This is a genomic window from Cupriavidus basilensis (assembly GCF_000832305.1).
Lineage (GTDB): Bacteria > Pseudomonadota > Gammaproteobacteria > Burkholderiales > Burkholderiaceae > Cupriavidus > Cupriavidus basilensis_F.
Window position 1 is genome coordinate 2346964 of sequence record NZ_CP010537.1, and the last position, 14663, is coordinate 2361626.

The following is a 14663-nucleotide window of genomic DNA, read 5'->3' on the forward strand; positions in this document are numbered from 1 at the left end:
CTTTGAACTGTCTGGTGCTGTCGTCGGGCGGCTGAACCCATGTTGGCCAGGAAAATATGGCGCAAACATCGCCTGCGCCGCGTCATGGCCCGGGTTCAGCGGGATTGGGCATGAGTGTAGACAAGCCGCTTTGATTGATGAATCAGATTTTCTGGATAAAATGATCGATAATCAAGATCAATCCGCCATCCATGCCGTGAAAATCAACCTGTCGATGCGCGATGTCGAGACCACCCTGGTGCTCGGCCGCACCCTGAACTTCCGTCAGGCAGCGGGGCAGTTGCACCTGTCTCAATCGGCGCTGTCCACCCAGATCCTGCGCATCGAGGAATCCCTCGGCGTGCGGCTGTTCGATCGCACCACCCGCACCGTGCGGCTGACCGCGGCAGGCGAAGTCTTCATGCAGCAGGCCGCGATCCTGCAGGCGGCCTTCCGGGACGCCATCGACGCAGTGAGCGGCATTGCCAGCGCCGAGCGCGGCCATGTTGCGGTGGCCGCCCTGCCATCGCTGGCCGCACGCCTGCTGCCGCGCGTGCTGATGGCCTACCGGCGGGAGCATCCCAAGGTTACGCTCAAGGTCTGCGACACGCTCTCCGGCCCGGCCTTCGACCTGGTGCGCGCGGGCGAGGTGGATTTCGCGCTGACCGCGGCCGACCCGCAGCAGGCGGACCTGCACTACGACCCCATGATGTCCGACCGCTTCGTGCTGCTGATTCCCAGCGAGCACCCGCTGGCCCACGGCAAGGGGCCGGTGCGCTGGGCCGATACGGTGGACGCCGGCCATGTTTCCATGACGCACCCCAGCAGCGTGCGCCAGTACGCCGAATGGGCCTTCCTGCAGAACCGTATCCGCTTCCAGCCGGTGTTCGAGGCCGAGCACCTGGCCACCATCGCGGCCATGGTCGAATGCGGCTTCGGCGTGGCGGCGCTGCCTGAGATTGCAGCCGGCACGGTGCGCCAGGCCGGTATTGTCGAGCGCTTGCTCACCGCGCCGGTGACGGAGCGCTCGATCGGACTGGTGACGGCACGCAACCGCAGCCTGTCGCCCGCGGCGGTGGCGCTGGTCGGCGTGCTGCGCGCCCACCTGGCCCAAGCCGGCGGCGGCGTGGCCGATCCGGCCTGAGCGGGCGGCCATCGGCATCGCTATCGGCGCGCGAATGAGGGCCGCCATGCATCGCGCAAGTTATCGCGCCAGGCGGCAGCGCCCGCGCGATCAGGGCGAATCCGCCTGGACGGCCGGTTCCGGCTGGTACCGGACCGTGTTGTTGCGTCCATTGCGCTTGGCCTGATAGAGCGCGATATCCGACTTTTTCAGCACCTCGCCAACCTCCTCCGCCGACGAAGGAAAATGCGCGACGCCAAGCGAAACCGTCACGACCCCACCAGTGGGGTTGGGCGTCTTTTCCACGGCCTCGCGCAAGCGCTCCGCGATCAGGAACGCATTGTCCGCGGTCGTGCCGGGCAGCAAGATGACGAACTCCTCCCCGCCGTTGCGGCAGGTCATGTCGCCGCCCCGGGAGCCGGCCCGCATCAGGCTAGCAATGTGCGTCAGCACCTCGTCACCGACATCGTGCCCGTAGCGGTCATTGATCGACTTGAAGTGGTCCACGTCGAGCGTGATGACGGCAAAGGACTGCCCGCCAAGCTCGTACAGGCTGAGCGCATTGTCCAGCCCGCGGCGATTGCGCAGCCCCGTCAGTGCGTCGGTGATGGATTCATGATTGAGCCGGTCCAGCTTGCTGCTGGTCAGGCTCATGCCCCGCAGCAGCGCTTTTTTGAGACGATCGGCTTCGACATACCTGGCCTGGATCCGCTCGATCCGCGCCATCCCGTCGGGCGTGGTCCCCATCCGGGCATCATCGGCCAACTGCCCCAACGGCCGCGAGATCCAGCGGGAAAACCACAAGATAAAGACCAGCGACAGGAGCAGGATGGGAATGCTGTTGCCGAATGTCACCAGCACCAGGTCATTCAGATCGGCTAGCGTGGCTTGCGTGGATCTTTGCGCCACGATGCCCCACCCGGTGGACGCGACCGGCGCATAGCCTGCAAGCATCTCGACACCGTACTGGTTCAGTATCTGCTGCGCGCCCGCTGCGCCGCTGGTTACCGCCAGCACGACCGAATTCTTGAAGATCGACTTGCCAACATGGGTGTCGTCCGGGTGAAAAATCACGGTGCCTTTACGGTCCACCACATAGACATAAGAGCTATCCCGATAATAATGGTTATCGAGAATTTCATGCAGCAGGTTCTTGGCATTCAGGTAAATCGTGCCCCCGACATAACCAAGCAGCCGCCCCTCCGCATTAATAATGGGATGGGAAATAAAGATAATCAGCCGCCCGCTGGCGCTTGTAAAGGGCTCGCTGATCGCCGGGGTGCGGGTGCTCAGGAGCGTGTGCCCCCAATCGGTCTTCACGCTCTGTCCGCTCCGGCGCAAGGCCGCTGGCGACACGGATAGCACCATGCCGTCCTGGCGGACGATGGCCACCGAATTCAGGCTCCTGGTCTGCAAGCGCAAGCGCTCGGCCTCCTCGTCCACACGGGCCGGATTATCCATGGCCGCAGCTAGCAAACCGGCACTGTACGCCAACTGCTGCATGGTGCTTTCAAGATGGGCTCCCGTGGACTGCGCCAGCTTGGCCGCATAGACACGGTTGGCTTCCAGCGTATTGCGGATCAGCAGGTCACGCTGCACGCGGTAACTGGAGTAGAGCGCATTGGCCATGGTCAGCAGGACCGATCCCAGGGCCAGGAGCAGGATCAGACCACCTAACCCTATTTTGGGCGAGCGCTCCGGAAGCGGCTTACACGGTTGCGCTGACATCTCTTTTGCAGGCCGACAATCGTCTGAACTTCAGAAGGGGCCGATTTTAGCACGGTCCGCTGGCTAATATTCCTGCCACAACACGCAAATGCCAGCCCGCACGGTTAAAGATTGAGAAAGGGATTTCAAGTTTCCCCTCGACTGGCGTATTGATTTCCTCCGATATTTCCATTAACCGTATCCGAGAGACAAATAATGGAATGTACTAGGCAGGCCCTCCGGCACGCTCCCGTTCCGCCGCGAGGTAAGCATCGCGCGAGGGCAGCAGATGGCTACGGCATAGCGCGACAAGATCCTCGCGCCGGCCCTCGCGCAAGGCCTCGATCATGGCCCAGTGTTCCTGCCTGGCACGCTCGCGATAGCCCGCCGCAGCCAGCGACCCAAAGCGGATCGGATGCGCTCGGCGCGCGTATTCCTCGATGGCCTGCCGCAGCACCGCATTGTCGACCAGGGCGAACAACTCCCGGTGAAAGCGCTGGTTGATGCGGAACACCGCACGCGCATCGCCTGCGGCCACCGCAACGTCATGCTCCTGCTGCACGGCCACCAGCGCCTGCAAGCGCGCCGCAGGCACCGGCAGCGCGATCAGGCTGGCGGCATGCGTTTCCAGCACTTCGCGCAGTGCGTACAGCTCCATGACTTCGCGTGCAGGAAAGGCGCGCACCACCGCGCCAACGTTGCGCTTGCGCTCGACCACGCCCATGCCTTCAAGCGTGACGAGCAGCTGGCGCACCACATGGCGCTTCAGGTTGAAGCGCGCCATCAGGTCGTCTTCGACCAGCCGCTCGCGCGGACTCAGCAAGCCAAAGACGATGTCTTCCTCAAGGATCGCGGCGGCGGCCAGCATGGCTTGGGCGCTGCCGGCAGTATCGTCCTGAATGCTACGCGCCGCTTGCGCGCGCGTGCCTGCACGGGTTGGCCGATCCATGACTGGGCGCTCAGGACTTGCGCGGCACGGTTTCGCTGGTCCGCGCGGCACGCAGGAAATCGAAGTCCACGCCCTGGTCGGCCTGCGTCACCGTGGCCAGGAACAACTTGCGATAGCCGCGCTCGGCGGCAGGCCGCACCACTTCGTGCTCGGCCGCGCGGCGGGCCAGCTCCGCGTCGTCGATCAGCAGGGAGATTTCGCGCCGCGCCACCGACAGGCGGATGCGGTCGCCGTTGCGCACGTGCGCCAGCGGGCCGCCGATGGCGGCTTCCGGCGTCACGTGCAGCACGATGGTGCCGGCCGCGGTCCCGCTCATCCGCCCATCCGAGATGCGCACCATGTCCTTCACGCCAGCGCGCGCCAGCTTCCTGGGAATCGGCATGTAGCCGGCCTCGGGCATGCCGGGCGCGCCGGTCGGCCCGATGCGCTTGAGCACCAGGATATCGTCGGCTTTCACGTCCAGCGCGTCGTCGTCGATGCGCAGCGCCATGTCCTCGGCATCTTCGAACACCACGGCGCGTCCTTCATGCTCCATCAGCACAGGATCGGCGGCGGATTGCTTGATGATGGCGCCGCCCGGAGCCAGGTTGCCGCGCAGCACGGCCAGACCGCCAACCGGATAGATCGGCGCGTCGAACGGGCGAATCACCTCCTGCGCGAACGGCGCGGGCGCGGCGTCGAGCTCCTCGCCCAGCGTGCGGCCTGAGACCGTCAGCGTGTCCAGGTGCAGCAGCGGGCGCAGCTCGCGCAGCAGCGCGGGCATGCCGCCAGCCGCGTGGAAGTCTTCCATGTAATGCTGGCCGGAGGGCTTCAGGTCCACCAGCACGGGGGTCTCCCGGCTCATGCGGTCCAGCCCGGCCAGGTCGATGCCGATGCCCAGGCGCCCGGCGATGGCGGTCAGGTGCACGATGCCGTTGGTGGAGCCGCCGATGGCCAGCAGCACGCGGATGGCGTTCTCGATCGCGCGGCCGGTGAGGATGCGCTCCGGCGTCAGGCCGGAGCGGGCCATGGCCACGGCAGTGGTGCCGGTGCGCTCGGCCACCCGCACGCGGTCGGCGGTGACCGCCGGCGCCGATGCACCGCCGGCCACCATCATGCCGAGCGCTTCGGTCAGGCAGGCCATGGTGCTGGCCGTGCCCATCACCGAGCAGGTGCCCACGCTGGCAACCAGTTGGTTGTTCACGTCGGCAATCTCGGGCGCATCGATCTCTTCGGCGCGGTAGCGGCCCCAGTAGCGGCGGCAATCGGTGCAGGCGCCCACGCGCTCGCCGCGATGCGAGCCGGTGAGCATGGAGCCGGTGACCAGCTGGATCGCCGGCACGCCGGCCGAGGCCGCGCCCATCAACTGCGCGGGCACGGTCTTGTCGCAGCCTCCGATCAGTACCACGGCGTCCATGGGCTGCGCGCGGATCATTTCCTCGGTGTCCATCGACATGAGGTTGCGCAGGTACATGCTGGTGGGCGCGGAGAAGCTCTCATGCACGGAGATGGTGGGAAAGTCCACCGGCAGGCCGCCCGCCAGCATGACGCCGCGCTTGACGGCTTCCACCAGTTGCGGCGCGTTGCCGTGACAGGGGTTGTAGCTGCTGTTGGTGTTGACGATGCCGATCACCGGACGCGACAACGCGTCGTCGGTATAGCCCGCGCCCTTGATAAAGGCCTTGCGCAGGAACAGCGAGAAGCCTTTGTCGCCATAGTTCGTCAGTCCCTTGCCCAAGCCGTTCTCGGCGTCTTGCGCCGGCTCGAAGGGGTCCTGGCCGGCCTGTGCCGAGGCGGAAGGGTCCTTGGGGGAATCGTGGGAGCCGGCCATGCACATCTCCAATAATATTATTGATAATTTAGGCAAGCATCATAGCTGGCCTTGCCGCGCAGGTGCAATGGAGAATTTAGCCCTGCACCTTTAATTGAAGATTCAGATCAGTCGATAGAAAAATTTTGATTCTTCTATCAAGAGACGCCCCCTACACTCTGCCATGGCGACGAGCCGGGCGTCCCGCGCCGCACAGCCTTGCTGTGCCTTTCCATCCATACCAACCATACCAACCCGGCGCAGGAGATTCCCCTATGACCGGCATTCGACGCCACGCGCGAACGCGCGTTTCCGCGCCCAGGCGCCAACTGATCCGCTGCGCGCTGGCCGGCGCCATGCTGGCAGGCACAGCCGCCTTGCCTGGCCTGGCCGCTGCCGCCGACTATCCCACCAAGCCGATCCGCCTGGTCGTGCCCTACCCCCCGGGCGGCGCCACCGACGTCATCGGCCGCACCCTGGCGCAGCACCTGTCCACCGCGCTGGGCCAGCAGGTGGTGGTCGACAACCGGGCCGGCGCCGCCGGCAATATCGGCGCGGAGCTGGTCGCCAAGTCGCCCGCCGACGGCTATACCCTGCTGATGGGTGCCCTGACCAGCCACGCGATCAACGCGGCGCTGTACAAGAACCGCGTCTCCTACGACATCGAGAAGAGCTTTGCGCCAGTGGCCATCGTGGGTACCGTGCCGCTTGTGTTCGTGGTCAATCCCAGCGTCAAGGCCAACAGCCTGCCGCAATTGATCGCGCTGGCAAAAACCACCCCTGGCGCGATCACCTTTGCTTCCGCCGGCAACGGCTCGCCCCAGCACCTGGCCGGCGAGATGTTCAAGCGCATGGCCGGCGTGGACATGCTGCATGTGCCTTACAAAGGCAGCGGCCCCGCCATGACCGACCTCATCGGCGGGCAGGTGCTCAGCATGGTCGAGACCGTGCCGGCGGCGCAGTCCTACGTAAAAGGCGGCAAGATCCGCGCGCTGGCCGTCACCACCAGCGAGCGCGTGGCGGCACTGCCCGACGTGCCGACGGCGAATGAAGCGGGCCTGAAGGACTTCGAGGTCAACTCCATGTTCGGCATCGTGGCCCCGGCCGGCACCCCGGCGCCGGTGGTGGACCGGCTCAACGCCGAGCTCAAGAAGATCCTGGCCGAGCCCGATGTGAAGGCCTCCCTGCTCAAGCAAGGCGCCATCGCCACCTGGACCACGCCGGCGCAGACCCAGGCCCGCATCCAGTCCGAGCTGGCCAAGTGGACCGCGGTGATCCGGGAAGCGGGCGTCAAGCCAGAGTAAGCGGCGCCGCAGCCCGATCCCGGAAGCAGGTTGCCCGCGCCGCCCCGATGTGACGAAGTGGGCGCCTGCCGTCGTGCGCCTTGACACCCTGACGATTGCGCCTATGATGACTAGCGCAATGCTGCGGCGCAGCAAGTGACGATTGCCACCGGCGAAATCCCTCGGACGCGTTGCCTCGTCATGAACTATCGGAGACGCTCATGGCTACCCTCTCTTACGCTGAACACGTCGAGGCGCCTCTGCCTTACCCTGTCATCGATTTTGGCCTGGCAAACCCCTGGGCGCAGGTGGCGCAGAAGATCGGCGCGCTGAACCTGCAAACGGCAAAGACGCTCATTGCCGAAGGCACCGACTACTTGCGCGAGGCGGCCGCGCAACCGTTCAGCTTCACCACGTTCCGGCCCGAGCTGGCCGACGTGATGGCGCAGCACATTGCCGCCTACACCCACAGCCTGATCGAGATCGTGTTCGGCGCGAACGCTGACTTTTCCGACAACGTCCAACGCCATTTCGCCACGATCGGCGGCCAGGATCCGTTTCAATGGTGCCTGATGGGCCGGGATTTCCTGCCGGAGTACGGCAACGGGCTGCCCGCCATGGGCGCGGCGATGACGGGATGGGTCGCGGCCTACCTGCCAGGCGGCAAGCTGCTGCCGGAAGCAACCGTCGAAACCGCGCCGCGCAAGACTGCGCGGCTGGTGGCACCGGCCGACGTTGTGGAGCCGGTTGTGGAGCCGGTTGTGGAGCCGGTTGTGGAACCGGTTGTGGAGCCGGCCAGGCCGGCCGAATAAACCCGGCGCCCGCCTTGAGCGGGTGGCGCGAACGGGCGTGGCGAAGTCTCAATGGCAACCGGCCTGAAGTGGGGTTCCCCGGCTGCGCCATCCTGCTCGCGTAGCAAAAAAACGCTGATCCGATGCGTCTGAATCAGCGCTTGCACAGCGCTCTTGGCTACGTCATTGGCAGGCGGTGCCGGGCACAGGCTTGCCCGAGTTGGTCATGCCCTGGCAGGCGTCGCCAACGACGGTGTCGGAGTCGAAGGCGGCGTTGTTATATGGCTTGAGCCTGCCTGCCACCGTGCAGCAAAAGCGCGGCTCGCCCGGGACGGGCGTTGCCGGCGGCGCGCTCTTCACCGTGCGGGAGGACGCAGGCACCTGACTGGCGGCAGGCGTTGGCGCGGGAGCAATACGAGAGGCTGGCGGCTTGGCGGGCTGGTCGACGCTCTGGTCGTCGTCATCCGGAGACACGCACTGGCCCTTCTGGCAGATCCGCTCCCCTTTGCACTGCATGTCATATTGGCAACCCGCCGCGTATGCGTGCAGCGGCGACGCTATCGCCAACGTGGTGGCGAACAGCAAGCCCAGCGTTCTCATGTTTCCCCCTACTCGACTGCCAGCGCGAATCGTACGAACCGCCCGCACCGGATCCTGTATTCCGGCACTGGCGAGCGCCGGGCATCGTGCTGCTTCGCACGGGATACCCGACTCCGGCGTCGGCCGCCGCGTCAGCCGAAGCGATCCACCGCCACCTCTAGCATAGGCATCGGGACCCGCCACAGGGAACCCCGCCATGCAAGCGTGTGAGTGCCGCGCCACCAAGGGCGGCGACGGCAAGAGAGCGCTGCGCGCCGTGCCCGGCCAGGCCGTCCAAACGCCCGTGTGAAACGGCTTGCGACCGGCGCGCGCAACAATTCCAGGTTCTCAACGTTGCCTTTGTGGTGGCCTTCTGCGTAGGTGCCCGCCTGGTGCTGGACGGCGCGCCAGACGACACCCGTCCGATCTGGTCGATGCTGGTGGCGGCCAGCGTGCTGTTCTGCGCCTCCCTGCTGCCGCTGAGCACCAGGGCGTTTTTCGGCGTCATCGCGCTGGCCTGGGTCCTGCTCTTTCCCATGATGGCGGCGCAGGACCTGCTGGAACTCAAAGGCATCCTGGTCGTCTGCTACGCGCTCTATTTCACCGGCATCACGGTGTGCACATTCATCACGCTGCGGCGCGCGAAGCTGCAGAACTTTGTCATGGCGACGACCTTGCTGCAGCAAGCATATGTGGATGCGCTGGCTGAGATTCCCAACCGCCGGTCCTTCATGCTCAACGTAGGCAGCCTGGTACCGCGCGCCACCGCGGAGCAAGATCACTACCTGGCGATGGTGGACATCGACGACTTCAAGAAGGTCAATGACCGCTACGGCCACGATATTGGCGACGAAGTGCTCAAGCACGTGGCCGCAGGGATCAAGCTGGTGATGGGGGACTGCCACTATGCGCGTCTGGGGGGGAGAGGAATTCGGCATTTATCTCAAGGGGATGACGCGCGCCGAGGCGGAAGTCCGCATCGGCCTGCTGTGCCGCAACATCCGGGATGCGCCATCGCCCCCCCGTGACCATCAGCATTGGCGTCACCCACATGGTCAGCGGTGACACGCTCGCCAAGGCGTTCATCAAAGCCGATGAAGCGCTCTATGATTCAAAGAGGACCGGCAAGGACAAGTACACATTCCACCAGGCCCCCTGCCAGCCCGAAGGATCGCCATGACCCGTATCAACCTGCCATGCGCTGCCTGGCTGGCATCCGCCAGCTTTGCCGGCGCGGCGCTGGCTCAGCCAAGCACCGTGGTTATCAACCAGAGCGGCATTTCTGCCTCGGGCACGTCCGGGAGCAGTGTCGTCGTCGTCAATGGCCAGGTGGTGACGTCCCATGACGCCACCAAGGGAGGCGGCCCCGAGAAGACCGAGCAGCGCATGGTCGGCGCGTTCTCCGGCGTGCAGCTCAATGCGCCGGCCGATGTGGTGTTCTCGGTTGCGCGCGCCTACTCCGTTTCCATCACCGGCCCCGAGGACATCCTGGCGCTGGTGCTCACCAGCCTGGACGATGGCAAGCTGACAATCGGCCTGAGCGCGCCAGTCGTGCTCGCGGCGCCGCTCAGGGTGGCCATTACCGGGCCCTCGCTCCAGGCAGTCAGCATTCCCGGCGCCGGCACCCTGCGGGCGTCCGGCTTGCACGAGGCATCCATCGACCTGCGTCTGTCCGGTTCCGGCTCGATCGTGGCCGAGGGCACCGTGGGCAGCGTGCGCGCCGCCATCTCCGGCTCTGGCGAGGTGGATGCCAGCGCCTTGCGCGCGCAGCGGCTGGACGCGCAGCTCAGCGGCTCGGGCCGCATCCTCGGCTACGCGTCGGATGCGGCCAGCGTGGCGCTGACGGGATCCGGCGACATCATCGTGGCCGGCAAGCCGCACCAGCGCGCCGTCAGCCGGACCGGTTCCGGCCAGGTATCTTTCGAGTAGCCAGCCGCGCCGGGCAGGCGGGCGGCGGGCCGGGCAAACGCAGCGGTAAGCGAGCGCAGCGTGCGCTGAGCCTTGTTGACCGCCTCGCCCCGCCGACATGCGCGCGCGCACGACAATTTCCCGCGGCAACGCTTGTTGACGTTGCAGTGCAAGAATGGCAGCATTCCCGGCTTCGGTGGGCTGCCCACCTGGCCAACCACTCGCCCGCCGCCAAACGCGGGCTTCGGAGTATTCAAGTCATGCGCGTCGCATTTATCGGCCTGGGTGTCATGGGCTATCACATGGCGGGCCATCTTGCCGCCAAGGGCCATCAGGTCACCGTCTACAACCGCACGGCTGCCAAGGCCGAGCAGTGGGTCGCCGCGTTCGGCGGCAAGTCGGCCGCCACCCCGGCGCTGGCCGCGCAAGACGCCGAAGTGGTCTGCTCCTGCGTGGGCAACGACGATGACCTGCGCTCGGTCCTCACTGGCAAGGACGGCGCCTACAGCAACGCACCGGCGGGCTGCGTGTTCGTGGACCACACCACCGCCAGCGCCAATGTGGCGCGCGAGTTGTATGCCGCGGGCAGCGAGCGGGGCCTGCACTTTGTCGACGCGCCCGTCTCGGGCGGCGAAGTCGGCGCGCAAAAGGGCATCCTGACCATCATGTGCGGCGCCGACGAGGCCGTATTCGGTCGCGTCGAGGCCGTGCTGGGCGCCTATGGGCGCGCCGTCACCCGCATTGGCGGCTCCGGCGCGGGCCAGCTGGCCAAGATGGTCAACCAGATCTGCATCGCCGGCCTGCTGCAGGGCCTGTCCGAAGCCATCGCCTTTGGCGAGCGCGCGGGACTGGACATGAAGGTAGTGCTGGATGTGATCAGCAAGGGCGCCGCCGGCTCCTGGCAGCTGGAAAACCGCGGCCCCACCATGATCGAAGACAAGTTCGATTTCGGCTTCGCGGTGGACTGGATGCGCAAGGATCTGGGCCTGTGCCTGGACGAGGCGCGCCGCAACGGCGCCAGCCTGCCGGTCACCGCCGTGGTGGACCAGTTCTACGCCGACCTGCAGCAAGACGGCTGCGGCCGTGCCGATACCTCCTCGCTGATCAAGCGCCTGCGTTGATCCTGCGCTGACGCGAGCTGGCTTCCTCAGATAAAAAACGCGCCGCATGAAGATGCGGCGCGTTTTTTATTATTTTCATCGCTGAAAGAATGGCAGCGCCGCCGCACGGATTGGCGGGCAATGCATCAAGAGCGAGTTCAATACGACTTAGGCAAACCCAGCACGCGCTCGGCGATATGGCACATGATGAGCTGTGCGCTGACCGGGGCAATGCGCGGGATATACGACTCGCGCAGGTAACGCTCCACCTGGTACTCACGCGCATAGCCCATGCCGCCCAGCGTCAGGACCGCGGTCTGGCAGGCCTGGTGCGCGGCCTCCGCCGCGAGGTACTTGGCGGTATTGGCTTCGGCCCCGCAGGGCTTCCCGTTGTCATACAGCCAGGCCGCCTTCCACACCATCATATCGGCGGCCTCCAGCGCCATCCACGCTTGCGCCAGCGGATGCTGGATGCCCTGGTTCTGGCCGATCGGGCGCCCGAACACGGTGCGCTCCTTGGCATAGCGCGTTGCCGCTTCCAGTGCGACGCGGCCAAGGCCGACGGCTTCGGCGGCAATCAGGATGCGCTCGGGATTGAGGCCGTGCAGGATGTACTCGAAGCCGCGCCCTTCCTCACCGATGCGGTCGGCCACCGGCACCGTCAGCCCGTCGATAAAGAGCATGTTCGAGTCCACCGCGGCGCGCCCCATCTTGTGGATCTCGCGCACCTCGATGTGCCTGCGGTCCAGCGCCGTGTAGAACAGGCTCAGGCCCTGCGTCGGCTTGGCCACCTTGTCCAGCGGCGTGGTGCGGGCCAGCAGCAGCATGCGGTCGGCCACCTGCGCGGTGGAGATCCAGATCTTGCGGCCATCCACGCGATAGCTGGCGCCATCCGCCGACAGCACGGCCTGGGTCTTGAGATGGGTGGTGTCCAGCCCGGCATCGGGCTCCGTCACGGCGAAGCAGGCCTTTTCGGTCCCGGCGATCAGCGGCGCCAGCGCCGCCTCCTTCTGCCGGTCGTTGCCAAACACCACAACCGGATTGAGGCCAAACACATTCATATGGATGGCCGACGCGCCGGAAAAACCCGCGCCGCAGGCCGACACCGTCTGCATGATCAGCGCCGCCTCGGTAATGCCAAGCCCGGCGCCGCCGTACACTTCCGGCATCGCGATGCCGAGCCAGCCCGCCTGTGCCATGGCCTGGTGGAAGGCATGGGGAAACTTGCCTTCGTCGTCCAGCCCCGACCAGTAGTCGGCGCCGAAGTCGCTGCATAGCTGCGTCACCGCTTCGACGATGGCGCGCTGCTCGGGGGTTCTTTCAAAGTTCATGCCTACCTCATTCCGGCTGGATGCCAGCGTCCTTGACCAGCTTGGTCCACTTGACCAGTTCGCCAGCCACGAAGCCGGAGAACTGCTTGGGCGATTGCCCGAATGCCTCAAAGCCCAGCGCCTCGAAACGCGGAGCGACTTCCTTGCTCGCGGCGATGCGCGACAGCTCGCGGTTGAGCCGCTCGACCACCTCCGCAGGCGCCTTCGCTGGCGCGAACACGCCATTCCAGGACGTGATATCGAAGCCTTTCAGCTCAGGCGTGTCGGCCAGCGGCGGCAGCTCCGGCAGCAGCCGGCTGCGCTGCGCGGTAGTCACCGCCAGCGCCCGCAGCTTGCCCGCCTTCACGTTGGCAATGCCGGCCGCCACGTCGACAAACATCATCGGCACCTGCCCCGCGATCACGTCGGTCATGGCCGGCGGCGTGCTCTTGTACGGCACATGCAACAGGTCCAGCCCGGCCATGCGCCCGAGCGTGGCGCCCGACACGATGCCGGTGCTGTTGCCGCTGGCGTAAGACATGCCCGGATGCGTGCGCGCGTAGGCGATCAGGTCCGCCACGGTCTTGACCGGCAGCTTCGGGTTGACCACCAGCATGAACGGCAGGTTGCCCATGCGCGCCACCGGCGTGAAGTCGCGGATCGGGTCATACGGCAGCTTCTTCATCAGCGAAGGATTGGCCGAATGGGTCGTGTTGGTGGTCATGAACAGCGTGTAGCCGTCCGGCGCGGCCTGCGCGACGATCTCGGCGGCAATCGCGCCATTTGCCCCGGGGCGGTTGTCCACCACCACATTGGCCTTGAGTGCGTCGCCGAGTTCCTTGGCGGTGATGCGGGCCACCGCGTCAGTGCCGCTGCCGGCGGCGAACGGCACCACCATGCGGATCGGCTTGCTGGGATAAGCGTCGGCCGCCGCCGCGAACGGCGCTGCGGCGAGGCTCAGCAATGGCAGCGCGGCGCGCAGCAGCGTGGTGAGGCTTGGCATCGTGTTGTCTCCTGTTTTTTGGCTAGCCATCTCGTTGTCGTGGACTAGCTTTGTTAGCGTTGTCAGCTTTGTCTTTGCGATGCCCCTGGGCACCATGCCGCCTTATGGCGCGGTCTTCTCCTTGTAGTTCGTGTCCTTGACCAGCTTGGCCCAGCGCGCGGCGTCGTCGGCAATGACGGTGGCAAACTGCTCGGGCGTGCTGCCGACGGCCTCATAGTCGATGGCGGCAAGGCGCTCCCGGATATCCGGCATCGCGACGATCCGCACGATTTCCTGGTTCAGCCGGGTGACGATTTCCTTCGGCGTGCCCGCGGGCGCCAGCAGCCCGGCCCAGGAATTGAAGTTCATGCCCTGGATCCCGGCCTCCTGCATGGTCGGCACATCGGGCAGCGCTGGCGAGCGCTTGGGCGACAGCACGGCCAGCGGGCGCAGCCTGCCAGCCCGGATCATCGCCATCGAGTTGAAGGGATCGATGGTCATGTCGACCTCGCCCGCCACCACGGCCTGCATCTGCGGGCCGGTGCCCCGGTACGACACACTGACCACGTCCGGGGTGCCGGCGGTGGATTTGAACGTCTCCCCGATCAGCTCGATCATGCTGCTGCCGGCCGACAGACTCAGCGGACGGCTCTTGGCGCGGGCCAGCCCGACGAACTCCTGCACGGTCTTGGCGGGCACCGACGGGTGGACCACCATCACAAAGCCGATGCTGCTGATCAGGCTGATCGGCGCAAAGCTCTTCAGCGGCTCGTAACCGGCCTTGTACAGCACGGGGCTGAGCGTCTGCGCGCCCGCGGTGTTGAGCAGCAGCGTATAGCCATCGGGGGCGGCACGCGCGACCATATCGGTGCCGATGATGCCATTGGCGCCGGGGCGGTTCTCCACCACCACCGGCTGCTTCAAGGCCTCCGCCAGCCTCTGCGACACCAGCCGCGCCACCACGTCGGAGGCGCCGCCCGGCGCGAAAGGCACCACCATGCGGATCGGCTTGGCGGGATAGGTGCTGCTCCACGCCAATGCGGGCATGGCGCCCCAGATGGCGGCGCAAACGAGCAAACGGCGTCGCGAAGACAGTGTCATTGGAATCTCCTACCAGGCTTGAACAACAAACGTCGTATCGGGTGCGGGCACCCAGGCGAAAT

14 protein-coding genes are annotated in these 14663 nt (G+C 66.0%); 7 read left to right on the forward strand and 7 right to left on the reverse strand.

Going from position 1 to position 14663, the window contains the following annotated elements; genetic code table 11:
* Positions 1-196 precede the first annotated feature (196 nt).
* Positions 197-1123: a LysR family transcriptional regulator gene (locus tag RR42_RS31055; protein WP_043358251.1), complete on the forward strand. Its 927-nt coding sequence runs from the start codon at positions 197-199 to the stop codon at positions 1121-1123.
* A gap of 90 nt (positions 1124-1213) precedes the next feature.
* Here RR42_RS31055 and RR42_RS31060 read toward each other — a convergent pair whose 3' ends face one another.
* The 3 genes from RR42_RS31060 to RR42_RS31070 all read right to left on the reverse strand — a co-directional run bounded on the left by RR42_RS31060 (position 1214) and on the right by RR42_RS31070 (position 5568).
* Positions 1214-2785: a sensor domain-containing diguanylate cyclase gene (locus RR42_RS31060; RefSeq protein ID WP_043358252.1), complete on the reverse strand. Its 1572-nt coding sequence runs from the start codon at positions 2783-2785 to the stop codon at positions 1214-1216.
* A 250-nt stretch (positions 2786-3035) separates the two neighbouring features.
* A complete protein-coding gene (locus RR42_RS31065) occupies positions 3036-3677 on the reverse strand; it encodes a GntR family transcriptional regulator (protein ID WP_052495292.1) in 642 nt (213 codons plus the stop codon).
* Positions 3678-3768: 91 nt separating this feature from the next.
* On the reverse strand, positions 3769-5568 hold the full coding sequence (locus RR42_RS31070) for an IlvD/Edd family dehydratase (RefSeq protein WP_236702082.1): 1800 nt from the start codon (positions 5566-5568) through the stop codon (positions 3769-3771).
* Between the two features lie 254 nt (positions 5569-5822).
* Here RR42_RS31070 and RR42_RS31075 point away from each other — a divergent pair, with 254 nt between their 5' ends.
* Positions 5823-6851 (forward strand): Bug family tripartite tricarboxylate transporter substrate binding protein, encoded by a 1029-nt coding sequence (locus tag RR42_RS31075; RefSeq protein WP_043355672.1) that lies wholly within the window; start codon positions 5823-5825, stop codon positions 6849-6851.
* Between the two features lie 200 nt (positions 6852-7051).
* Positions 7052-7642 carry a phasin family protein gene (locus RR42_RS31080; protein ID WP_063778470.1) on the forward strand — a complete coding sequence of 197 codons (591 nt, stop codon included), beginning with the start codon at positions 7052-7054 and terminating at the stop codon, positions 7640-7642.
* A 162-nt stretch (positions 7643-7804) separates the two neighbouring features.
* Here the strand turns inward: RR42_RS31080 and RR42_RS31085 are convergent, their stop codons facing one another.
* Positions 7805-8221, reverse strand: coding sequence for a hypothetical protein (locus RR42_RS31085; protein WP_043355674.1), 417 nt, complete (start codon positions 8219-8221; stop codon positions 7805-7807).
* A 413-nt stretch (positions 8222-8634) separates the two neighbouring features.
* Between RR42_RS31085 and RR42_RS31090 the strand changes: the two genes are divergently transcribed.
* The 4 genes from RR42_RS31090 (at position 8635) to RR42_RS31100 (ending at position 11229) form a co-directional block, all read left to right on the forward strand.
* Entirely contained in the window at positions 8635-9228 is a 594-nt protein-coding gene (locus RR42_RS31090; protein WP_144409996.1) for a GGDEF domain-containing protein, read from the forward strand.
* Positions 9225-9380, forward strand: coding sequence for a hypothetical protein (locus tag RR42_RS40130; protein ID WP_158408326.1), 156 nt, complete (start codon positions 9225-9227; stop codon positions 9378-9380). The genes RR42_RS31090 and RR42_RS40130 overlap by 4 nt, the downstream gene beginning before the upstream one ends.
* Complete coding sequence (locus RR42_RS37980; protein ID WP_052495096.1) at positions 9377-10129, forward strand: head GIN domain-containing protein; 753 nt, start codon at positions 9377-9379, stop codon at positions 10127-10129. Before RR42_RS40130 ends, RR42_RS37980 begins: the two co-directional genes overlap by 4 nt.
* 188 nt (positions 10130-10317) lie before the next feature.
* On the forward strand, positions 10318-11229 hold the full coding sequence (locus RR42_RS31100) for an NAD(P)-dependent oxidoreductase (RefSeq protein ID WP_082055312.1): 912 nt from the start codon (positions 10318-10320) through the stop codon (positions 11227-11229).
* Positions 11230-11366: 137 nt separating this feature from the next.
* Here RR42_RS31100 and RR42_RS31105 read toward each other — a convergent pair whose 3' ends face one another.
* From RR42_RS31105 to RR42_RS31115, 3 genes are all read right to left on the reverse strand, one after another.
* Positions 11367-12539 (reverse strand): acyl-CoA dehydrogenase family protein, encoded by a 1173-nt coding sequence (locus RR42_RS31105; RefSeq protein WP_043355678.1) that lies wholly within the window; start codon positions 12537-12539, stop codon positions 11367-11369.
* A gap of 7 nt (positions 12540-12546) precedes the next feature.
* Positions 12547-13521, reverse strand: a complete 975-nt coding sequence (locus tag RR42_RS31110) for a tripartite tricarboxylate transporter substrate binding protein (RefSeq protein ID WP_043355679.1) — start codon at positions 13519-13521, stop codon at positions 12547-12549.
* A gap of 102 nt (positions 13522-13623) precedes the next feature.
* Positions 13624-14601 (reverse strand): Bug family tripartite tricarboxylate transporter substrate binding protein, encoded by a 978-nt coding sequence (locus RR42_RS31115; protein ID WP_043355681.1) that lies wholly within the window; start codon positions 14599-14601, stop codon positions 13624-13626.
* Positions 14602-14663 lie beyond the last annotated feature (62 nt).